Consider the following 21746-nt stretch of genomic DNA (forward strand, 5'->3'; position numbering starts at 1 on the left):
AATAAAAAAAATTGAAAAAACCTCTTGCATTTCAGTAAAACATGTTATATAATACCATTTGTGTTAAGGAAATAATAAAGAAAACTTAAGAAACATGCGCGATTAGCTCAGTTGGTAGAGCACCTGACTCTTAATCAGGGTGTCCAGGGTTCGAGCCCCTGATCGCGCATTTGAAAATCACTGTTTTTGGAGGCTTTTGAGAACTCCGGGGGCGGTGGTTTTTTATGTCCAGATTTGGGGAGATAAAATATATTTACAAAGGAGACATGAGATTATGAAAACATCATTTTATGTAGAAAACAGAAGAACCTTCGGGAATCATATGGAGTCGGGTGAGCTGGCGGTTTTCTTAAGCGGCGAAGTATTGCGGAAATCAGCAGACGACGACTATCCCTTTTATGCAAATCGAAATTTTGTCTATCTGACAGGAATTGAGCAGAGAGACAGCGTTCTGATGCTGTATAAGGAGGGCGAGCGTCTGGTGGAGAAGCTGTTTATCCTTGCGCCGGATGCATTTGAGGAGAGATGGAACGGGGCGCGAATCAAGCCTGATGTGGCGGCAGAAAAATCTGGAATGAAGGATATTGCATATTTCGACGAATGGCAGCCTTATCTTGCGGAAATGGTCCGAAAGAATCGTATTCGTACCATTTATCTTGACATTGACCATAAAGAAGGGCGCAGAAACTTTAACGGGGCAGACTGGATGCAGAAGTACATAGAGACAGGATATCCCTGGATGAAGTTGAAAAATGCCCTTCCAATTTTGAAGAAAATGCGCTTGATTAAGAAGCCTTGTGAGATAGAGGCCCTTGAGCAGGCTGAGCGGATTACAAAAGCGGGCATTGTTGCCATGATGGAACATTCAAGACCGGAAATGTACGAATATCAGTATAAGGCAGAGTATGACTATGCGTTGGCTCAGTACGGTGTTCTTGAGCCAGGATTTTCGTCAATTATCAGCGCCGGAAAGAATAATTTTTGTATTCATTACGACAGCTACAGAGGTCAGGCAAAGGATGGGGACTTGGTGTTAAATGATGTGGGTGTGCGATGGGATTATTTGGTGACGGATGTTTCAAGGGCATGGCCTTGCAATGGAAAATATACGGAACGGCAGAAATTGTTGTATGAGTGTGCGTATCAAACTTCACAGTATATGTTTGGCGTCCTGAAGCCAGGACTTCCCATGATGGATGTAGATCAGATGATAAAAGAATATAATTTTAGGCAGCTTCGGGAAGCAGGGGTGTGTAAAGCATTTGATGAGATTGGAACCTATATGTGGCATGGCGGCGCTCATCATATAGGTTTTGACGTGCATGATATGGTGTCGGCGCGCGATGCAATGACAGCAGCAGGGATGGTATTCTGTGTGGATGTTGGCATTTACCATGAAGAATGGGGAATTGGATTCCGTCTGGAGGATAACTGTCTGATTACGGAGGATGGCTGCAGGAATCTTTCTGAGGATATTCCAAGGACAGTTGAGGAGATTGAGGAGATTATGAGATAGGAGTAAAGCTTAAAATCAAAACAACGGATTACCAAAAACATCCTATAAAATGGAAGGGTAATCCGTTTTTTTGTTCAAATAATCTTTTTATTCTGTCGTAAATATCTTAAAAATATTTCTTGCTTTTACAGCAATGACGAGTGACACAACAGCAGAAAATAAAACTGCAGCATATTCAAAGCCCTTACAAAACTCAAACAGAACTCCATATAATGCATTGCCCAGAGGCTGCGCGCACATAGAGATGGTAAGTGCAACGGCAATCACCTTTCCGATTAAATTTTGAGGCGTTTCCTTTTGCATAAAAGACAACATCTGTACCGTAAAAATGGTTGAAAATATCATAATGATAAAGCAACATACAGTAATAACAATGTAGTTTATGATACCGGACGAAAATAATATTAGTGCAAAAGCCACAGGAAATAAGCATACAGCAGAGGCTATAATCAGATTTCCAGCTTTTTGAATAGATAGTTTATCTGCAAATATGCCTGCACAGATTCCACCTGTAAGTCCTCCGGCCGCCAGGGCGCCCTCAGCAAAGCCATAAAGTCTGTTTGCCTGGGCTGCGCCCAAATCAAATACCTCTGTAACCAGATAGGGCAATGCGACTATGATCATTGCAGACATAAACAAATTGATTCCGCATACGATAAGAAGTGTTTTCCCGATTACGGGCTTATCTTTGCGGATAAATCGAATACTTTCTGAAAAATCAGACTTTACTGTCCGCCAAATACTGCCGTTGGAGAGTGGTTTTTGAAAAGGTATGTGAATAAAAATCTCCATGACTGCCGATAAGACAAAGCATACCGTACAAGTCCATAATACTGGCTTCAAACCATATGCGCTATATAAGACGCCCCCAAGCACCGGACCGATTAAAGCTGCAAAACTGCTTATGGTATTGATGATTGAATTGGCTGCCATGATATGCTCTTGTTTCACCAGAGCAGGGATGCTTGCCTGAACAGAAGGCTGGTAGGCGCCTGCAATGCCATACAGAATCATAAGTGTAACCGTTAAAAGAGCAACAATGCCGACCTTATCCATCAGCAGGAAAAATGTCAGAATAACCGCTGCCGTAAAGAAATCCAAGATTACCATTATGTTTCTCTTATTCACCCTGTCTGCAACGATGCCGCCTACAGGCGACAGCAGAATAGACGGAATAAAGGCACATGCCATCACTGTCCCGTATAGAGCCGAAGAACCTGTCAGATTCAGTAAGTATAGGGGTAACGCAAACCGCAGGGTTGCATTGCCAAACAGTGAGATAATCTGACCAATGACAACCAGGGTAAAATCCTTTGAAAATAATTTTTGATTCATGTTCCAAACCTCCATATTCATAATATATATCAGAACAATACCGAACGACGGTATGTATCTGCTTTAAAAAATTTCTGCCCATTTTACAGAGCAGAATGGTAACGGACTTTATTGTTTTTTTGATAGATAGACGCTAACTCCTCCACTCTTTCTGCCATTTCTTCATCCACAATATCCAGACCCAAGCCCTTAAGCATCTGACCAAACACCATAAATTTACGATAAGACTCTTGGGCAGAGCAGTTAAATATCATGGGATTTGTCCATATATTTGCAACAAGGATAATAAGCTCAGCCAGCTCCTTTGGATAATCCGTTTCGATAGAGCCATCGGAGATGCCCTGCCTTATAATGGGCAAAATATAGTTGGGGGCAGCGTTTTCTACGGTTTCCTGCAAAAAACTGGAAAGAAGCTTGGGGTTATTGCGAAAATCCAAAGCCATCGTAAAGAGCTGGTTCTGTACGGGTCTCTTAAGAGCTTCTTTAAAAATAGCTTTCAGCTTCTCTTTGCCGTTAAGGTCAGTGCGGTTGCGGATCGCTGCCAGCAGGCGATTAGATTCAGCGGTTATCCTTTCTGTAACAGCGACTAAAATATCGTCTTTTGATTTAAAATGATGATAGATTGCACCTTTGCTAAGTCCTCCCAGATTATTAATGATTTCCTGGATTGAAGTATGTTCATACCCTTTCTCCATAAAAAGGTGGGAAGCAACATCCAGTATTAAATTAACAGTTTCCTGTGGATGCTTATTTCTGGCCATGTCTCTTTGCCTCCTTAACATACCGATAGTATGTAATGATATTAACATACTATCTATTGGTTGGTTTGTCAAGAATAATTTTAATAGATTACTCCATAGTTTCTGCTGTGTTATTAATATTAAGATAAAAGATGGATATGCCGAAATATAATATATATTATATTTTTAAAGAATTATAGAATGTTGTTGCTGATTAAGAAGACATAAAGAGAAACGAGAACCTAAAGCTAAAAAGTTACTTTGGAAAATAATAATATATTCAATTTTTAAAATTATGTTTTAAGATTATATTAGAGAAGGGGTATAATATGAGGATTCAGCATAATATTACATCTTTAAATGTATATAGAAATTTGTGCGGCAATAATTCTTCCATTGCGAAGAATTTAGAAAAATTAAGTTCAGGGTATAAGATTAACCGCGCCGGAGATGATGCGGCAGGATTGGCTGTGTCTGAAAAGATGAGGGCACAGATTACGAGTTTGAATCAAGCCGTTCAGAATGCCGAGGACGGTATATCGCTGGTGCAGACAGTGGAAGGCGCTATGACAGAGGTGCATACCATGCTTAACCGTATGATGGAGCTTTCAGTGCAGTCTGCCAGCGGAACGTATACAGACGAAGAACGCTCCATGATGGACGCAGAGGTACAGCAGATCAAAACCGAGATATCCCGAATCGGAAAAACAACGACATTTAATAGTATTCGGCTTTTCCCTGGAGAGGGAGACGGTTCAAAGGAGGGGATAGCTACATATGGTATTACTCTGGATTTGCAGAACCGAACTTGTGAAGTTGACTATATAAATATGCCTAACAATGCTTCAGGTGTTGGGGGAAGCAGGGCTGCCAGCGGTCATGAAGCGCTGGCCGAGAAGATTGCAACAGAATTTTTCCCCAATGCGATTTCTCAGATTTTTGATGCGTTTCCGGCCTTAAAAAATGAAGTGGGAAGCGAAAAGATTGGAATGGAGCTTCATGTAAGGAATATTGACGGCAAAAATGGCATGCTGGCTTATGCACAATTTTCTTTTTATAAAGACGGCAGGCCCTTTGGAATGCAAATCAGAGTAGACGCCGCAGATTTTTCTGATGCCTCCATAGAAGCGGGAAGTCCGGATGCGGAAAAGTTGGAGTCTACAATCGCCCACGAATTAATGCATTCTGTAATGCAGTATACCATGACGGACGGTATGAGCGGACGAAACGGTGCGCAAAAATTTCCTGAATGGTTTACAGAAGGAACTGCACAGCTTGCAGGAGGCGGGTTCCCCACAAATTGGAACTCCGAATTGGAGCAGATTGCGAAGCAGATTACCAGCAGCACCGATGGGTCACAGGATGGGGCAGTAGGGAATTATCTAAAAAAGTATTCTGTGGCAGGAAGACCTTACGGTCACGGCTATCTTGCCAGCGCCTATATCGGTTATCTTGCAAATGGAGGCGGAGCGGTTACCGGACCGGGTATTGCGGCAGGTATGGATAAAATATTTGATGAAATTATCAATAACAAGGCTAGTCTGTATGATGCAATATCCAAGCATACAGGTGGGAAAATCAAGAGTATGGCTGATGTGGAGCAGTTATTCCGCCAGGCGGATCCAGGTTTGACCACATTTGTAAGACAACTGGCCTTTGAGTCTAAAGGCGGAGCGGGCTCTGTTATAACAGCCGGACTGAATGTTGGGGGGAATTCCATCATTGGGGACAGTGTAAAGACAGACCAGGCTTTCCATGTGGTAGATAAAGCGACTATTCCGCCAGGGGAGATGGTAAGTGTCACAGGAATACAGTTAATGGTTGGGTCAGACAGTAACAAAGATAATTTGATTAATGTTGAGCTTTTTGCAATGAATCCGGATGCGCTGGGAATTGCGGTTACAAACGTATTGGGGCAGGAGGATGCCCGTGCTGCTATTCAGGAAATAAATGATGGAATTGATAAGGTTAGTTCTCTGCGCGGTTACTACGGGGCTTTGCAGAATCGTTTGGAGCATACGGTTTCCAATCTCGGAAATGTGGTGGAAAATCTGTCGGCGTCAGAGTCCAGAATTCGTGACACAGATATGGCAATGGCAATGATGGAATATGTCCGTAACCAGATTCTGGTTCAGAGCAGTCAGGCGATGCTTTCCCAGGCTAATCAACAGCCCAATTCAGTTCTGCAATTATTGAGCGCATAACAACTTTGTGAAAAATAGAAAGGCGTTTGTTAGAAAGAGAGGGATAATATGGGAAGGAGTAGCGAATTTGCATGTCCATCCTGCAGCGCGTCGTGGCAGCTTTTCCTTGGACATGGTATGGGACACGCCACATTAGAAAATGTATTGGATGAATTTCCCGCAGATATTCAACAGAAAATTTTAGCAGACACGAAGGATGAGAAGATACCTTCTTTTGAGTTTAATTTTTGTCCGGCAGTCTGTCGGCAATGTAAGAAGGTAATAGCTGTTCCGGTCATTTATTTACATCATAGTGAGCAGACTTACTTCGCCCCTTGTCCTGATTGTGGGAGCACAGTGGATATTTTTAAGGAGGATGAAGATACCCGATGCCCGTTCTGCGGGGAGGGCCTTTTATCATTGAATGATATTGGAAGTTGGGATTAGATCAATAAGATCAATATAAGCCAGCCGGCAATATGAGAAGGAGGTATATAAGCTTCTCATATTGTTGGCTGGCTTTTTGTGTCTAATTCCCATAAGGAAGCTTAAGCACCTGACCTACATTAATCAAATCGCCCGTCAGCCCGTTTAGCCTCATAATCTCCTCAACCGTAGTTCCAAACCTGCGGGAAATAAGCCACAGGCTATCCCCTGGCTGGACGGTATACTCCCGATAGCCGCCGGTCTGAGAAGATGGAATTTTAAGCACCTGACCGATATAGAGAATATCCCCTGTCAATCCATTCAGCCGTTTGATTGCATCAACCGTAGTGCCATATCTTCTGGAGATAAGCCAGAGTGTATCTCCTGGCTGAACAGTATACTGAAAAGTATCCGTCTCATCTGGTTTCTGTGAAGGAACATTCTGAGTAATTCCCTGATAAGTATTATACAGCGCTTTCCATGTAAGGGGGCCTACAATGCCATCGGCGTTTAGCTTCATAGCCCGCTGGAAGGCAACAACCGACTGCCGCGTACCGCTGCCGAAGATGCCATCCTGTGAAAGCCCTGGAACTTCTGGATAATACTCAGAAATGATATCCAGAAGGTACTGCAAGGTAATAACGTCCGGACCAGAGGAGCCTTGTCTAAGAATGCTATTTGGAGGTACGGTTCCGATTCCAAGAGCCCCGCCTTCGCTGTCCAGCTCTGCAAGTCTGGTGACTGCCGTATATAGGCTGGAAATCTTATACCAGGTGGATTTTCCGACGATTCCGTCTGGTGTAAGGTTGAAGACATTCTGGAATTTTGTTACTGCTGCCCTGGTGCTGTCTTGAAATACTCCTGCCTCATCTGTAATGGCAGGTATTGCAGGGTAATTTCTTCGGATGCGGTTCAGATAAGTCTGGATTGTCTGGACGTCAAGTCCTGTGCTGCCGACCCTGAGAGCTGTTCCAGGGTAGGAGGACAAGATTCCTGTGACGATTTCTGTCTCTGCAATTTCTATATCACTTGGATAGTAAGAACGAAGAATCTGTATGGGAGTCAGCCCTTGGTTTGCCAGAGTCACGGTTCCCCACTGGGATAAGCCCTGGCAGGTGGCTGTGGTTCCATTGCAGAAGGAGGTGAAATAAGGAGCGTTATGTCCCCTCCTGCGTACATATTCGTTGAAAATTTTATCTACGATTCTGCTGATGGAGTCATAGATTGGGCGTCCCTGCACAAAATACTGGTCGTAGGCAGTACTGTTGGTAATGTCGAAGTTCAGTCCCCGACTTCTGTACCATTCCGTGTAGACTCTGTTTAAAGCGAACGTAATAATAGCGTAAATATTTGCGGTCAGGGATGCTTCGGGCCAAGTGGGATATATTTCGCTGCTTGCAACATTTTTCACATATTCGGGAAAGGATACCCGAACATTCTGTGCATTAGAGCTGGGCGTACCAAGATGGACTGTAATTGGATTCGGGATTACGACTTGCCGCAGGATGCGGGGTTCAACATACGTCCCCTCCTGTTCGCTGGTATCCCTCATGGCGACTGCAGGTTTTCCGACAAAGATTTCTCTTGTGACAGGCTCCCTCTGTGTCTGCTGCATTGGAGTGAGGGCGGCAGGCAGGACGGCAGTTTCTCCGTCAAAGATGGGAATGTCTGTGACGAACAGGGAATCAAAGCCGGTTTTTTGTGCAAATACCGAGTAGCTTGTAAAGGGCAGTCCATTAAAGTAAGGAGTCTGTGAAAAACTTTTATCGGCAGTTTCCAGAGAAATGACGGGAGTTTCCCCGTTTTCATCGGTTGTCAGTACGTAGAGCGTGTTGGAATCCATATCCGTGATTCGGACCTGTACGCCGCTTAAAGGTACGGCGTCGTGGGCTGTTCGGGCCTGTATAAGTAAGTAACCGATCGCCATAGGCTTCATATTCTCCTTTTTATATGTTCTTATATCCTATAGATATGAAAGAGAGCTGGAATTGTTGAGAAACTCTATGAAAATAATTGACAAAATGTTTAATAAGAGTATAATTAACTCAGCATGTAAGTTTAGTAAAAAAGTATTTTAAGTTTAGCTACATTGTCAGGAGAAGAACAGAGGTATATTTTATGGAGTTGGAATATGTGAATGAACACATTGGGAATAAGATTAAGGATTTGAGGAATCGGAATGGATTGACGCAGCAGGAGCTTGCAGACAGGACAGAACTGACCAAGGGATTTATTTCCCAACTGGAGAGGGGGCAGGTATCTCCTTCCATTGTAACACTTCTTGATCTGATCGAGTGTCTGGGAACCACTGCCTCTGAGTTTTTTAAGGAGACGGAAGAGGAACACGTGGTATTTTCGGAAGAAGGCTTCTTTGAGAAGGTGGATGAGGCAGGGAACAGTATTCAGTGGATTGTTCCTACTGCACAGAAATATCAGATGGAGCCTTTGCTGGTAGTGGTTCAGCCTCATCAAAGCTTGGAGGAGGATAAACCCCATGACGGCGAGGAGTTTGGTTATCTCATATCGGGAAGGCTTAAGTTGTATCTGGGGGAAGAAGTCTACTCGGTGAAGGCAGGGGAGAGCTTCTACTATCCGGCGAAGCGTAAACATCACATCGAAAATCCGGACATCATACCGGCAAAATTTATTTGGGTCAGCACACCGCCTACATTTTGACGTGGGTGCAAAAAGAGAAGTTATTATATTATGAAAGTTGGGGGATGAAGATGGAACAGACAAAAAACATTATTGAATTAAAGCATATTACCAAAACCTACGAGGACGGCTATACTGCTGTGTCTGATTTTAATCTTGAGGTGAAGCAGGGAGAGTTCATCACATTTCTGGGGCCCTCAGGATGCGGGAAGACTACGACTCTGCGGATGATTGCGGGGTTTGATATTCCCACAGAGGGAGAGATTCTGTTAAACGGAGCTCCGATTACAAGTCTGCCGCCGAATAAAAGGCCGATTAATACTGTGTTCCAGCGGTATGCTCTGTTTCCGCATATGAATATCTATGAAAATATCGCTTTTGGGCTGCGCCAGAAGAAGACGCCGGAGAAGGTAATTGCCAAGAAGGTGAAGAAAGTTTTAGAGCTGGTAGATTTGGAGGGCTTCGAGAACCGAAAGGTTGATACGCTGTCCGGCGGGCAGCAGCAGAGAGTTGCCATTGCGCGGGCGGTGGTCAATGAACCGCAGATTCTCCTCCTGGATGAGCCTCTTGGGGCGCTGGATTTGAAGATGCGAAAGGAGATGCAGTTAGAGCTTAAGGAAATGCACCGAGAGCTTGGAATTACATTTATCTACGTAACCCATGACCAGGAGGAGGCTCTTACCATGTCGGATAAGATTGTGGTTATGTCAGAGGGAAAGATGCAGCAGATTGGCACGCCGGAGGATATTTACAATGAGCCCATCAATGCATTTGTGGCAGATTTTATCGGTGACAGTAATATTTTCAACGGAATTATGACGGGAAAACTGAAAGTCAGATTCTGCGGCGGGGAGTTTCCCTGTGTGGACGATATCGAGGAGGGAACCCATATTACGGCTGTAGTGCGGCCGGAGGATGTGAACCTGACGGCGCCGGATTCGGGGAGGATTCGGGGAACTGTGACCTCTGTGATTTTTAAAGGCATGCACTATGAGATTACCGTGGAGTCAGGGAAAAATGAGATTGTCGCTCAGTCGGTCCACGCTGCCAAGGTGGGAGATCGCGTCGGTGTGCAGGTAGAGCCAGACAACATCCATGTTATGATTGCAGAGGATCACACGAACATTTTTGCGGCGGAGATTAATAAGAATTATGAGCTGGAGTACAATGGTACGGTTCTGGATGTGAGCCTGACGGATATCGTCAAGGGAAGCGTCATGTCGGAGGATGGGAGCTGGCTGGATGGGAAAGGACTTGAGCTGGACCCGAAGAAGGTGCGAATCAAGATTTCCATCAAGCCTCAGGATATTGAGCTGACGGATGATCAGGATGAAGGACTGGTGCAGGGATATATCAGCAACTTGATCTATAAGGGCGACCATTACAGTTATGTGATACACACGGACTTGGAGCAGGATTTTGTGGTAAATGATGAGTATCTCTGGAATATGGAGGATCAGGTCGGGTTATTGATGCCTGTGGATAAGATGATCTTTACAGTGAAGAAGTAGGAGGCGGATACATGAAGAAACGTACATTTTCCAGAAAATATCTGGGAATTCCATATGCGCTTTTTCTCGCGCTTTTTGTTGCGGCCCCTTTAATTGTGCTGCTTTATTATGCCTTTACAGACGGACAGGGGCAGTTTACCATTCAAAATCTGACGGGTTTTTTTACGGACCCCAATACCCTTGGCACCCTTTGTTATAGCTTTGGCGTTGCGTCAGTTACGACGCTTATGTGCCTTATGCTGGCGTATCCCCTGGCCTATGTCCTTGCCACTGGCAGAATGAAGGGCAAGACAGTCATTGTATTGATTTTTATTATGCCCATGTGGATTAATTTTTCTCTGCGCATTACAGCATTGAAGGAGATTCTTACCTGGATTGAGGGGAATCTGGCGTACCATCCTTTTCTCAACACTGTTCTTGGTATGAGCTATGATTTTCTGCCCTTCATGATTTTGCCGATTTATACGACCATCTCTAAGCTGGATGGCGCTCTTTTAGAGGCGGCAAGAGATTTAGGGGCGGGAGAAGCCCAGACATTTTTGAAGGTGACGCTGCCCCTGTCTCTGCCAGGGATTTTAAGCGGGGTAGCCATGGTTTTTCTGCCTGCTATGACGAATTATGTAGTGCTGGATATGCTGTACAACAGCACCTACATTATGGGAAGTCTGATTGGAAGCTATTTTGCGGCGTATAATTGGAACGGAGGCTCTATGATTGCGTTGATCCTTCTGGGAATCATCTGTCTGTTTACGCTGCTATCCGGCGGGATGGAAGAAGACAATACGAGAGGAGGGGCGCTGCTATGATGAGAAAAGCATGGAAATGGATGGTTATTATCGTTGTCCTTTTGTTTCTGTATCTGCCGATTCTGGTGCTGGCAGTATATAGCTTCACGGATGCCACGAATATCGGTGCAATCCGTGGTTTTTCCCTGCATAATTATGTGACCCTTTTTACAACGCCGGAGCTGGTGGATATGATTCTTGGAACCGTAGCTCTGGCTCTGGGCTCGGCTGTGATTGCCACCGTTCTTGGAACCATAGGCGCAATCGGCTCCTTTTATTCCAGAAAGGGGATGGCGTCGGCAATTACGACGATGAACCAGGTGCCGGTTGTAAATGCGGATGTGGTGACAGGCTTTTCCATCTGCATCCTTCTGGTGGTGGTTTGCGGTATCAGTAAGGATACCTTTATTCCGCTGGTGGCGGGGCATGTGACACTCTGCGCGCCCTTTGTGTTCTTGTCTGTGATTCCGAAGCTTAAGCAGATGGATTCCAGTATCTACGAGGCTGCTTTAGATTTGGGGGCCACGCCCCTCGTTGCGCTGACCAAGGTGGTAATCCCACAGATTTTTCCAGGGATTATATCTGGCTTTGCCATGGCTGTGACACTGTCTCTGGACGATTATTTTGTGGCAACCTATACGAAGCCGGCCACATTTGACACCATCAGTACCTATGTGGTAAATGCAACCAAAGGCGCTCAGACTACGATTAAGACTGCCCTGTGGGCGTTGTCTACGGTAATATTCCTTCTTGTGGTAGTATTTTCGGTGGTGATGAATGTCCGTGCTGCGGGGCAGGGACAGGAAAGAAAGGGAGTGTGACTGTGAGAATGTTAAGAGGAAGGGCTGTCTGTATGGCGATTGCGCTGTGTATTTCATCCTCTGTCTGTTCCATGGCGGTAAGCGCTTCGGACAGTAAAGATGAAAAAGAAGTCACCTTACGTATCTGCAACTGGGAGGAATATATTGACCTTGGAGACTGGGACGAGGAGGAGACAATAGACCTGGACAGCGGTGATATTATCGGGGAAAATACCATGATGGAGGATTTCACTGAATGGTATTATGAGACTTATGGAATCCGTGTAAAGATTGAGTATTCTACCTTTGGAACCAACGAAGACTTATACAATATGCTAACGCTGGGAGATACCTATGACCTGGTATGCCCATCGGAATATATGATTATGAAATTACTGACAGAGGATCAGCTTATGCCGCTGTCCGAAGAATTCTTCGATACTTCGGACCAGAATAATTATTATACCAATGGAGTGTCGCCCTATATCAGAGACATTTTTGAAGAAAATGAAATCGAAGGCAAGCCCTGGGCAGACTATGCGGCAGGCTACATGTGGGGAATTACTGGGATTGTGTATAACCCAGAGCTGGTAAGCGAGGAGGATGCCTCAAGCTGGAAGCTTCTGAATGATCCGGCATACCGCAGAAAAATTACCCTCAAAGATAATGTGCGGGATTCTTATTTTGCAGCAGTAGGCGCTATTAAATCAGAGCTTTTGACTTCTGAGGAATTCTTAAGCGCGCCGGATTACCAGAAGCGGCTGGAGGAGGAGATGAATGATACGTCAAAGGAGACGATTGCCAAAGCCCAGGAGTATCTGCAGGATGTGAAGAATAATGCCTATTCCTTTGAGACTGATTCCGGCAAGGCGGATATGGTTACAGGAAAGGTGGCGGCAAACTATCAGTGGTCTGGAGACGGTGTGTATACCATGGACCAGGCGGATGAAGACGGATTTCCACTTGCGTTTGCCGTTCCTAAGGAGGCTACGAATATCTATTTTGACGGATGGGTGATGCTGAAAAATGGGATTAATGGGGATTTTGCGAAGCAGCATGCAGCGGAGGCGTTCATCAATTTTAATTCCAGGCCAGATAATGTAATTCGGAATATGTATTATGTGGGGTATACATCAGTGATTTCCGGAGGAGACGATATGCGTATCTTCGAGTATGCTGACTTTTGCTACGGCGCCTCCAAGGAGGAGACGGATACTTCTGAGTATGACCTGGGATATTTCTTTTGTGAAGGAGAAGGGAATGAGGGGGATGAGTATGTGATTACAGCTCCCTCGGATCAGGTGTACCGTCAGTTATTTGCCCGTTATCCTACAGGGGATGCCATGAAACGGTCTGCGCTGATGGTAAGCTTTGATGACGAGCAAAATAGAGCTATTAACCAGATGTGGATTAATGTCCGGTGTTATAATATCCATGATGTACCGTTATGGGCGTGGGGGCTTGCAGGAATCGCGGTGTGTGCTCTGGCGGTCTTTGGGGTAAAGAAAGTCAGAAGGTAATTCATAGTTTCTTAATCTTAATTTAATGTTTTTGCTATGTTCATCAAGGGGAAAATAATGTATAATAATGTTCATTACCATAATTCGGGAGAAATATATGAATAAGCCAGTCTTAGGAATTCCGCAGAATACCATAGAGATTCTGCGGAAGTATAACTTTTCATTTCAGAAGAAGTTTGGTCAGAATTTTCTGATTGATACCCATGTGCTAGATAAGATTATCCGTGCGGCAGACATCAATAAAGAAGACATGGTACTTGAGATCGGGCCTGGAATCGGAACGATGACACAGTATCTTGCCGAGGCGGCAGGAAAGGTTGTGGCTGTGGAGATTGATAAGAATCTGATACCCATTCTCTCAGAGACGCTTGAGGGATATGGCAATGTGAGGATTATCAATGAAGATGTCTTAAAGCTGGACATCCGAAGTCTTGTAGAAAATGAAAATAAAGGGAAGCCTGTGAAGGTGGTGGCGAATCTTCCGTACTATATTACGACGCCAATTATTATGGGGCTGTTCGAGGAGCATGTGCCTATAGAGAGTATTACAGTCATGGTGCAAAAAGAAGTTGCGGACAGGATGCAGACCGGGCCAGGCAGTAAGGATTACGGCGCGCTGTCGTTAGCCGTACAGTATTATGCAAGCCCTTATATTGTAGCCAATGTGCCGCCTAATTGCTTCATGCCGCGGCCAAAGGTTGGTTCTGCTGTGATACGGCTGACTTGTCATAAGCATCCGCCGGTGGAGGTTGCGGACGAGAGGCTGATGTTTCATATTATCCGCGCTTCGTTTAACCAGAGGAGGAAGACCCTGGCTAATGGTCTTAAGAATTCGGACAAGTTAGATTTTTCAAAAGAATTGATTATGGAGGCGATTGAGAGGCTAGGCAAGGGTGCCAGCGTCAGAGGGGAGTCCCTGACGCTGGAAGAATTTGCAGAGCTTAGCAATTATTTTACACATGTATAAGAAGTTCTGCGGATTTGCCTTTCATGATAGATGGTAACTGTTGGTATTTTTGTTATTTGTGTTCTCTGGGAATGGTTATGCATAGGGATGGCAGATTGTACAGGCTATGCAGTTCCGGTGAGACAGAAAGGAGAGGTGTATATGGATAAGAAGAAGGAGTTTTCTCTGTTTGAGGTGACGCCGGAGATTGAACATTTTGCCCGATTATGCGATCAGAATAATGGGATTGACAAGGAGCTTTATACAAAATATGAAGTTAAGCGGGGGCTTCGTGACTTGAACGGGAAGGGGGTTCTTGCAGGGCTTACGAATATTTCGGATGTTTGCGCTAAGAAGCTGGTAGATGGGGTGGAGGTTCCCTGTGCCGGTAATCTGTATTATCGAGGCTATAATATCAAGGATTTGGTGAAGGGGTTTCTTGAGGATAAACACTTCGGATTTGAGGAGATTGCATATCTTTTACTATTTGGGGAGCTGCCGAATGAGAAGGAGTTGGGGGTGTTCCATGATACGCTGGTTGAACGGCGTACGCTGCCGCCCACCTTTGTAAGAGACGTAATCATGAAGGCGCCGAGCCGTGATATGATGATTAGTCTGTCTCGTTCGATTCTGAATCTCTATTCCTATGATGATAAGGCGGACGATACGACGATTCCCAATGTACTGCGTCAGTGTCTGAACCTGATCAGCGAATTTCCCATGTTGATGGTTTACGGCTATCATGCCTACAATTATCGTCTTGGCGAAGATTTGTTTATCTATGCACCGTCACAGGAGTTGTCTACGGCTGAGAATATTCTGATGATGCTTCGGGAGGACCGTAAGTATACGGAGCTGGAGGCAAAGATTCTGGATATGGCGCTGGTGCTTCACATGGATCACGGCGGCGGTAATAATTCTACATTTACGACTCATGTTGTCACTTCCTCCGGAACAGATACATATTCTACGATTGCGGCTGCGCTGGCTTCTCTGAAAGGTCCCAAGCATGGAGGCGCTAATATTAAAGTAACCCAGATGTTTGAAGATATGAAGAAGGTTGTAAAAGACTGGAAGGATGAGGACGAGGTACGCCGATATCTCTGCAACCTTCTGGAGAAGAATGGATTTGACCGTAAAGGGCTGATTTACGGAATGGGACATGCCATCTATTCTGTATCTGACCCAAGAGCAGATATCTTCAAGGTATTCGTAAAACAGCTCGCCCAGGAGAAGGGCTGTGAGGAGGAGTATGCGCTCTATGAGATGGTTGAGAATATGGCGCCCAAGGTGATTGCCGAGAAGAGAAAGATTTATAAGGGTGTTAATGCGAATGTGGACTTTTACAGCGGTCTTGTGTACTCAATGCTTGATCTTCCGCCTGCATTGTATACGCCGATCTTCGCAGCAGCGCGAATTGTGGGATGGAGCGCCCATCGACTGGAGGAGTTAAGGAATGTTGACAAGATTATCCGGCCGGCTTATAAGCCGCTGGCTGAGCATAGAGAATATGTAAGGATGGAAGACAGATAAGGATGAAGAAGGAATTTTATTATCTTTCCAGGGATGGGAAGACACAGATACATGCCGTGGAATGGATTCCGGAGGATGAGCCCAAGGGAATAATTCAGATTTGCCATGGAATGGTGGAATATATTGAACGTTACCAAGAATTTGCCGAATATCTGTGCAGACGGGGGTATTATGTGACAGGGCATGACCATCTGGGACATGGCAAATCTGTGAAGGATGAGGCGGATTATGGATATTTCCCCAAGAAGAACGGGAATCAGTGTGTGATTGGAGACATCCATCAGCTTCGTGTGATTACCTCTAAAAAGTATCCAAGGGTGCCCTACCTGATGTTAGGACACAGTATGGGCTCCTTCCTGTTGAGACAGTATTTGACCGAGCATGGAATGGGGCTTGCGGGTGTCGTCATAATGGGGACAGGGTATCAGCCTTTGGCAGTTTTGGAAGCGGGGCAGCTTGTGTGCCGCGTGACGGCTCTGTTTAAGGGCTGGAGATATCGCAGTAAGTTTGTGGATAACTTAAGCTTCGGAAGCTTTAATAAGAGATTTGAACCAGGCGAGACAGGGAGAGAATGGGTTACTTCGGATGAAGAACACCGTAGACGGTATGTGGAAGACCCTATGTGCATGTTCCGGTTCACGGTTGGCGGGTATTATCAGATGTTCGAGGGAATGAAGGTTGTTGCAAGGGCAGGAAGCACCGCACGGATTCCCAAAGATTTGCCGATTTTGTTTACCGCAGGGGCGGATGATCCGGTAGGGGCATTTGGCAAGAGTGTCATGAAGGTGTATAAGAAGTATAAATCCGCAGGGCTTAAGAAGGTTGCTATTAAGCTGTATGCAGGCGGGCGGCATGAGATTCTGAATGAGACAATCCGTGAGCAGGTGTACGAGGATCTGTATGTGTGGTGCGAGCGCTGCGTCAGGATAAGCAAAGGAAGATAGATTTTATAACAGAAATCTGGAAGTTATTTACAGGGAGTTCCTTATTTTTTTCATGCTGCCGTCGATATAAGTAATATAAACATAAATGAGATTTTCTTAGCACGCTAGTGCAGTGTTGTACTAGATCATAAGAAGAAAAGGAGGAAATGCTGTGAAAATCAATGACCTTTACTATCAGAATGTCCAGTCAACAACTGGCTATACTTCTGTAAATGCGAACAAGACAGCGGCGGCAGATAAGGCTGCACAGGATCAGAACAAGGATGCGGTGAACGCTGTGGACAACAAGAATTCCCAGGCGAATACAGACCGCGTAGAATTCAGTAAAGACACAAAAGTAACGAACAAGATGAGTGATTCCGAGAGAGCTTCACTGGTGCAGAGCTTAAAGGCTGATCTGGATAACCAGATGGCACGCTTCACCAACATGATGACCCAGATGTTCCAGAAGCAGGGAATTACAGGCGTGAGCGCTCAGGGCGACGACATGTGGAGAAAGATTGCCAGCGGCAACTTCACTGTAGATGCACAGACGAAGGCAGAAGCTCAGCAGGCGATTTCAGAGGACGGATACTGGGGTGTAAAGCAGACATCACAGAGAATCTTTGATTTTGCTCAGGCGCTTGCAGGAGATGATCCGGATAAGATGAAGGAGATGCAGGCTGCAATAGAGAAGGGATTTGAGCAGGCTACCAAGTCATGGGGCAAGTCGCTTCCGTCTATTTGTCAGGATACCCACAGCGCTATTGGCGATCTGTTTGACAGCTATTACGAGAAGGTTGGAGTTTCCCAATAGTAGGACAGAATATTGGTGAAAGTAAGGGAACGGGAAGAAAGCACCCGTTCCTTTTTTCGATTTATTTTATGAAATTATAGGATGCTAGGGTTACATCATCCGTAATTGCGTCGATAGTTATTGTAAGAGGGAGAGGTTAGACTGTGTGACAAAGGGGGATAGGCAATGCCAAGAGTGAAAGAAGCAGGAGGAGATTCCGCCTTGCCTACAGCGGCATCCGTGGCGGCAGAGAGCAGGATAGCAAGAAAGACCGCCCAGATGGAGGCGGGACAGGTCTTAATCACGGAGGCTGCCAAGCATGCCGTGGAGGCGAAGGAGGCTTTAGAGAAGGAGCGTGCGGACAGGAAGGCCGAGAAGGAAGATGACAGCAGCAAAGACCGTACAGAGGAGAAAAGGGATACGCCTGAACTTTCCAGGCAGAGTAAGTGGTTTGGGATAGAAGGGAAGCTGCTGAAGGATGCGAATATCAAATGGACCCTTGAGATGGAGACGGAGTTGTGGGAAGCGTTTCAGGCTTGGTTTCCATCTGGGGATGAGAACCTTTCTGAGCAGTTAAAGGAATTGTCCAGACTCTATCTTGCACTCCTGGAAGCAATTCTGACACATACATTGGGAGATGAGCAGACGGTTCAGCTAGAACGGCTCAACCAGGTCTTGTCCCAAAAATTGAACCTTTTACTGGAGGAAGATTTGAATGAGCTTCTGGAATTGCTTGAGAAGGCAGGGCAGACAGAAGCTGTCAAGATTGTAAAATCCAGCGTATATAAGCAGACGACGGGTGAGTCTATCTCCCCCAGGGCTGCGGACAGATTTTATACACGGGGCACCATGAAGACTTCGGGAAACACCCGATATTTCATGCCGGAATCACAGATGCAGGAATATGAAAGCGGCAGAGGCAAGAAAGGTATGTATACCGCTTCTGTGTCTAATGCATCTTCCGGAGGTCTGTCCGCAGCATCTGAGGAGGAAGGAAGAATCTATAGCGTCACTAAGGGAAGGAACGTCCAGATTAATCAGGAATTCGATGCCAGAAGCCGTACTGGAGAGCAGCAAATCAGCCAAAGGAATCAGGTTTTAAGCAAGGTTGGAAAAGAAAGTGCCGCAACACCTGGCGTTACCGGAGGAAAGGCGGCGGTTACGGGAAAAGAACTGGAAAGAGCCAACAGTTTTGCCGCCCATATAAGCGGGAGCGGAAACTTACTTAAGAATCCAGGGATTACGGCAAAGAATGAGGAAGTGACAGGGCTTCTCGCGGCGCTTACGTCCATCAAAGGGCAGATGTATGCGGCTGGTTCTGGAAAGGACAGCGCGTTAAAGACTCCTGTAAAGAGTGCAGTCAACCAGATGGTGGATTATTATCTTGCCCAGAAGGGCGTCTATAAAGTGTATCATTACACAACCAATATCTATGAGAAGACGAAGAGCCCACAGAAAGCAGCCCAGGAGGGGCTTCAATACGCATATAAGATATTTATGGAGAAAAAAGAGGATGGGGCATACAGACAGCAGGAAGCCTATTCCGAGAGAGCTGGTTTCTTTCAAACGCTGCTTAAGAGCCAAAATATGCAGGCAGACTTGATTAGAGGGATGAAGCTTTTAGAAGGGAACTGGCGTGAATTTCTGAAATCCATTGGAGAGAGTGAGAAGAAGGGAATTGCGCTGACCATGCAGAAGCACAGCCCTTGGGCAATGCTGATGGAGCCTGAGGAGATAAGAAAAGACGGGAAGAATGGAAAGGAGAAGCTTATCCTGGCAGAAGCCGCCTGCGTGGCGGCAATGGTACTTGTGTATCTTTGTTACCGGCTGTTTTTTGGATAGAAAAATACAGGAAACGCGGCAGAAACGCCGCCTTTCTGGATTAGTAGGATGAGCAAAAGGAATATGGCGGCAGACAATATGAAAGTTTTTGAACAATTTCGTTCACGTGTAGAACCTGGGATGCTTGAGGAGATTCGTTTGTTTCTTGGAGTTGAAGATGGAGTAAGCGACTACAGTGTGGGGGCGGACAAGTACCAGAAGATTTATATTCATATATTTTTGGAAAAGTTTTCCTATGTATTGGCAAAAAATATATTTTTACATCTTTCGGAGTTTATGAGACAGAGTTATTTTAATGTTTATGTCTGTGAAGAAATAGAAGAAAAGGTGTGTTACCAGTTCCTGACCGGCCTGAGCGGAAAGGACGGGGTTAGGATGGAGGTTGCGATTGAGTGAAGCCTTACTGATCTCAGTAAACAGGCAATTCGGGGCGGCCCCGAATTGCTGTCCGCTGTAAAAAGCTTTTTATTTTTTTAAGGCGTATTCCCGAACCAGGTCGAAAGGCGCTGGTCCAATATCGAGCACAGCCTTATGGAATTTTTTCTGAGAAAAATCATCTCCCCATGCCTCAAGGGCTTCTTTTTTCATTTCAAGAAATTCTACATATCCAATGTAATATTTCAGGTAATTTGCCGGATCGGCAATGATTAAGTCATATATCTTTTCAATGGTGTCTGTATCAGTAATCCCATAGCTTCGGAAGAAAGAAACAGCATCCAGAAGCGTCCATCCCTCATAATGAATCCCCATATCGGCAAGGGCATAAAGTCCCAGGATTACGGAGGTGTTTTTCTGCATCAGCGTTGCCTGCTCCTTGGAGACAGGGGCGTAATAGTAGCTCATCATCTCGCTGTAGGTTGCCCATCCTTCCACATATCCGCCGTAGTTCAGCAGATTTCGGATGAGGTCCGGCTTCCTGCTGGCATAGTAGGTGGTCTGATACAGATGGCCAGGATAACCTTCATGGGCAAGGGTTGTAAAGAGTGACAAATCGTCCGGCAGGTGTCCCTGGTTAATGTAAATGACATTGTCGGCGGGATTGTCAATGGCAGGTATCATATAGAATGCAGGGCTTAGATATTCCTCCATGGATTTCTGGACATATTTGATTTCCGTGTTGACTTTAGGCGGCTTGGGGAAATTATCTGTCAGTTTGTCTTGCAGGTCGTTAAGAATTGCCGTAGGATCGGGATTCTCAAGAAGGGTTCCCTGAGTCTTAAAAAGGTCAGAGGATACAGAAGCCCCTTCTGCGGTTGGCGATAGGATTTTCTGCATGTCTGTCAGGTCTTTGAACATCTGTCCCTGAGTCAACTGCTGTAGCTCTGGTATGGTTCTGGATGAGCCTGTTTCGGAGGCTACGGTAAGCTCATAGAATTTCCTGCCGTCGGGAAGATGGCATAGGCCGTTATTATTTTTTCCGGTTTCACGTAAGGCGGTAAGCCCCTCTTTTAGCTCGGCGTATGCCGGAAAAATATAATTCTTGATGTGCTCAGAATTTGTTTCTATGTAAGACTTTTTCGCTTCATCAGGAAGTTCTGCGTTGGCAAGCCGTTCCTCAAAGGAGGAATAGAGATAATTTTGGTCGCCCATATCAATGAAGGCCTGACACTCGGCTATGATGGCGTCGGCTGAATAAGAGGCCATAAACAGGCCGGAGGCCGATTTTGCCTGTTCAAATTCCAGAATAGAGTGAAAATATTCAGGTGTTTTGGTCAGCAGTTCCAGGTAGGTGTCGATATCCGACTGGCTGTAGAACTGATATTCTGACAACAGAACGGGAAGCTGGGCTTGGGTTCCGGTTAAAGGCGCCAGAGGTTCCTCATAGAGCCCATAAGGGGCAAGGGCACGGGCAGATACCATATAATTTTCAAGGATATCATAGGTCAGCCGATTTTTTTTCGACAAACGGTTTCGGTCAAAGGAGTGAAGCAGGGCGATTGCATTTTCTGCAGAGGCGCAGATTGCCGTGGTATCCGTTGTGCAGTATCCGAAGGTTATGGGCGCCTGTTCAATCCCGTAGCTTTTCGGATTCTTGAGTGTGTAGTGTAGAGAAATCGTGCTTCCGGCTACCTCCTGGCGAAAAAGCTCTTTCGTGTAGGCTTCAAATCGTTGGTTTTCATTTCCGCTAAAATGGCGGAACAGAACGACAGATACAAAAAGGGCCGCCAGAAACAGGGAGGCAATGATTGCAGAGCGTTTTTTTGACATAAGAAACCTTCCGTGTTTTTTATATGT

At 45.5% G+C, this 21746-nt stretch carries 18 protein-coding genes and 1 tRNA gene; 15 read left to right on the forward strand and 4 right to left on the reverse strand.

Annotated elements, in window-relative coordinates; genetic code table 11:
- Positions 1-96: 96 nt before the first annotated feature.
- Both GN277_RS02395 and GN277_RS02400 read left to right on the forward strand, forming a co-directional pair.
- Positions 97-169 (forward strand) — tRNA-Lys (locus tag GN277_RS02395).
- A 105-nt stretch (positions 170-274) separates the two neighbouring features.
- Complete coding sequence (locus tag GN277_RS02400) at positions 275-1516, forward strand: aminopeptidase P N-terminal domain-containing protein (RefSeq protein ID WP_159749506.1); 1242 nt, start codon at positions 275-277, stop codon at positions 1514-1516.
- A gap of 87 nt (positions 1517-1603) precedes the next feature.
- Here GN277_RS02400 and GN277_RS02405 read toward each other — a convergent pair whose 3' ends face one another.
- A complete protein-coding gene (locus GN277_RS02405; protein WP_159749508.1) occupies positions 1604-2851 on the reverse strand; it encodes an MFS transporter in 1248 nt (415 codons plus the stop codon).
- An 83-nt stretch (positions 2852-2934) separates the two neighbouring features.
- Positions 2935-3612: a TetR/AcrR family transcriptional regulator gene (locus GN277_RS02410; protein WP_159749510.1), complete on the reverse strand. Its 678-nt coding sequence runs from the start codon at positions 3610-3612 to the stop codon at positions 2935-2937.
- Positions 3613-3920: 308 nt separating this feature from the next.
- Here GN277_RS02410 and GN277_RS02415 point away from each other — a divergent pair, with 308 nt between their 5' ends.
- Both GN277_RS02415 and GN277_RS02420 read left to right on the forward strand, forming a co-directional pair.
- A complete protein-coding gene (locus GN277_RS02415; RefSeq protein WP_159749512.1) occupies positions 3921-5795 on the forward strand; it encodes a flagellinolysin in 1875 nt (624 codons plus the stop codon).
- A 48-nt stretch (positions 5796-5843) separates the two neighbouring features.
- Positions 5844-6221: a hypothetical protein gene (locus GN277_RS02420; protein ID WP_159749514.1), complete on the forward strand. Its 378-nt coding sequence runs from the start codon at positions 5844-5846 to the stop codon at positions 6219-6221.
- Positions 6222-6303: 82 nt separating this feature from the next.
- Here GN277_RS02420 and GN277_RS02425 read toward each other — a convergent pair whose 3' ends face one another.
- Entirely contained in the window at positions 6304-8127 is a 1824-nt protein-coding gene (locus GN277_RS02425) for a LysM peptidoglycan-binding domain-containing protein (protein WP_159749516.1), read from the reverse strand.
- A gap of 191 nt (positions 8128-8318) precedes the next feature.
- Between GN277_RS02425 and GN277_RS02430 the strand changes: the two genes are divergently transcribed.
- From GN277_RS02430 to GN277_RS02480, 11 genes are all read left to right on the forward strand, one after another.
- Entirely contained in the window at positions 8319-8876 is a 558-nt protein-coding gene (locus tag GN277_RS02430) for a helix-turn-helix domain-containing protein (RefSeq protein ID WP_159749518.1), read from the forward strand.
- A 50-nt stretch (positions 8877-8926) separates the two neighbouring features.
- Positions 8927-10366: an ABC transporter ATP-binding protein gene (locus tag GN277_RS02435; protein ID WP_159749520.1), complete on the forward strand. Its 1440-nt coding sequence runs from the start codon at positions 8927-8929 to the stop codon at positions 10364-10366.
- An 11-nt stretch (positions 10367-10377) separates the two neighbouring features.
- A complete protein-coding gene (locus GN277_RS02440; protein ID WP_159749522.1) occupies positions 10378-11172 on the forward strand; it encodes an ABC transporter permease in 795 nt (264 codons plus the stop codon).
- A complete protein-coding gene (locus GN277_RS02445; RefSeq protein WP_330587054.1) occupies positions 11169-11972 on the forward strand; it encodes an ABC transporter permease in 804 nt (267 codons plus the stop codon). The genes GN277_RS02440 and GN277_RS02445 overlap by 4 nt, the downstream gene beginning before the upstream one ends.
- Positions 11973-11980: 8 nt before the next feature.
- A complete protein-coding gene (locus GN277_RS02450) occupies positions 11981-13471 on the forward strand; it encodes an extracellular solute-binding protein (RefSeq protein WP_159756297.1) in 1491 nt (496 codons plus the stop codon).
- Positions 13472-13568: 97 nt separating this feature from the next.
- Positions 13569-14438, forward strand: coding sequence for a 16S rRNA (adenine(1518)-N(6)/adenine(1519)-N(6))-dimethyltransferase RsmA (gene rsmA, locus GN277_RS02455; protein ID WP_159749524.1), 870 nt, complete (start codon positions 13569-13571; stop codon positions 14436-14438).
- A gap of 141 nt (positions 14439-14579) precedes the next feature.
- Positions 14580-15950: a citrate/2-methylcitrate synthase gene (locus GN277_RS02460; protein ID WP_159749526.1), complete on the forward strand. Its 1371-nt coding sequence runs from the start codon at positions 14580-14582 to the stop codon at positions 15948-15950.
- A 2-nt stretch (positions 15951-15952) separates the two neighbouring features.
- The gene (locus tag GN277_RS02465) at positions 15953-16894 is read left to right on the forward strand and encodes an alpha/beta fold hydrolase (RefSeq protein WP_159749528.1); all 942 of its coding nucleotides are present in this window, start codon (positions 15953-15955) and stop codon (positions 16892-16894) included.
- A 151-nt stretch (positions 16895-17045) separates the two neighbouring features.
- Positions 17046-17690: a hypothetical protein gene (locus tag GN277_RS02470; RefSeq protein WP_159749530.1), complete on the forward strand. Its 645-nt coding sequence runs from the start codon at positions 17046-17048 to the stop codon at positions 17688-17690.
- Between the two features lie 165 nt (positions 17691-17855).
- Positions 17856-19511, forward strand: coding sequence for a hypothetical protein (locus GN277_RS02475; protein ID WP_159749532.1), 1656 nt, complete (start codon positions 17856-17858; stop codon positions 19509-19511).
- Between the two features lie 48 nt (positions 19512-19559).
- Positions 19560-19907 (forward strand): hypothetical protein, encoded by a 348-nt coding sequence (locus tag GN277_RS02480; protein WP_159749534.1) that lies wholly within the window; start codon positions 19560-19562, stop codon positions 19905-19907.
- A gap of 69 nt (positions 19908-19976) precedes the next feature.
- On the opposite strand, the gene GN277_RS02485 is transcribed toward GN277_RS02480, so the two are convergent.
- The gene (locus GN277_RS02485; protein WP_159749536.1) at positions 19977-21719 is read right to left on the reverse strand and encodes a DUF885 domain-containing protein; all 1743 of its coding nucleotides are present in this window, start codon (positions 21717-21719) and stop codon (positions 19977-19979) included.
- Positions 21720-21746: the final 27 nt, after the last annotated feature.

It is taken from the genome of Sporofaciens musculi, assembly GCF_009830285.1.
In the GTDB taxonomy this organism is placed as follows: Bacteria; Bacillota; Clostridia; order Lachnospirales; family Lachnospiraceae; genus Sporofaciens; species Sporofaciens musculi.

What these genes read in the sequence shown, in the direction of transcription:
- GN277_RS02400 (WP_159749506.1), top strand. Translation starts at nt 275, where the DNA reads ATGAAAACATCATTTTATGTAGAAAACAGAAGAACCTTCGGGAATCAT.
- GN277_RS02405 (WP_159749508.1), bottom strand. Translation starts at nt 2,851, where the DNA reads ATGAATCAAAAATTATTTTCAAAGGATTTTACCCTGGTTGTCATTGGT.
- GN277_RS02410 (WP_159749510.1), bottom strand. Translation starts at nt 3,612, where the DNA reads ATGGCCAGAAATAAGCATCCACAGGAAACTGTTAATTTAATACTGGAT.
- GN277_RS02415 (WP_159749512.1), top strand. Translation starts at nt 3,921, where the DNA reads ATGAGGATTCAGCATAATATTACATCTTTAAATGTATATAGAAATTTG.
- GN277_RS02420 (WP_159749514.1), top strand. Translation starts at nt 5,844, where the DNA reads ATGGGAAGGAGTAGCGAATTTGCATGTCCATCCTGCAGCGCGTCGTGG.
- GN277_RS02425 (WP_159749516.1), bottom strand. Translation starts at nt 8,127, where the DNA reads ATGGCGATCGGTTACTTACTTATACAGGCCCGAACAGCCCACGACGCC.
- GN277_RS02430 (WP_159749518.1), top strand. Translation starts at nt 8,319, where the DNA reads ATGGAGTTGGAATATGTGAATGAACACATTGGGAATAAGATTAAGGAT.
- GN277_RS02435 (WP_159749520.1), top strand. Translation starts at nt 8,927, where the DNA reads ATGGAACAGACAAAAAACATTATTGAATTAAAGCATATTACCAAAACC.
- GN277_RS02440 (WP_159749522.1), top strand. Translation starts at nt 10,378, where the DNA reads ATGAAGAAACGTACATTTTCCAGAAAATATCTGGGAATTCCATATGCG.
- GN277_RS02445 (WP_330587054.1), top strand. Translation starts at nt 11,169, where the DNA reads ATGATGAGAAAAGCATGGAAATGGATGGTTATTATCGTTGTCCTTTTG.
- GN277_RS02450 (WP_159756297.1), top strand. Translation starts at nt 11,981, where the DNA reads ATGTTAAGAGGAAGGGCTGTCTGTATGGCGATTGCGCTGTGTATTTCA.
- rsmA (WP_159749524.1), top strand. Translation starts at nt 13,569, where the DNA reads ATGAATAAGCCAGTCTTAGGAATTCCGCAGAATACCATAGAGATTCTG.
- GN277_RS02460 (WP_159749526.1), top strand. Translation starts at nt 14,580, where the DNA reads ATGGATAAGAAGAAGGAGTTTTCTCTGTTTGAGGTGACGCCGGAGATT.
- GN277_RS02465 (WP_159749528.1), top strand. Translation starts at nt 15,953, where the DNA reads ATGAAGAAGGAATTTTATTATCTTTCCAGGGATGGGAAGACACAGATA.
- GN277_RS02475 (WP_159749532.1), top strand. Translation starts at nt 17,856, where the DNA reads ATGCCAAGAGTGAAAGAAGCAGGAGGAGATTCCGCCTTGCCTACAGCG.
- GN277_RS02480 (WP_159749534.1), top strand. Translation starts at nt 19,560, where the DNA reads ATGAGCAAAAGGAATATGGCGGCAGACAATATGAAAGTTTTTGAACAA.
- GN277_RS02485 (WP_159749536.1), bottom strand. Translation starts at nt 21,719, where the DNA reads ATGTCAAAAAAACGCTCTGCAATCATTGCCTCCCTGTTTCTGGCGGCC.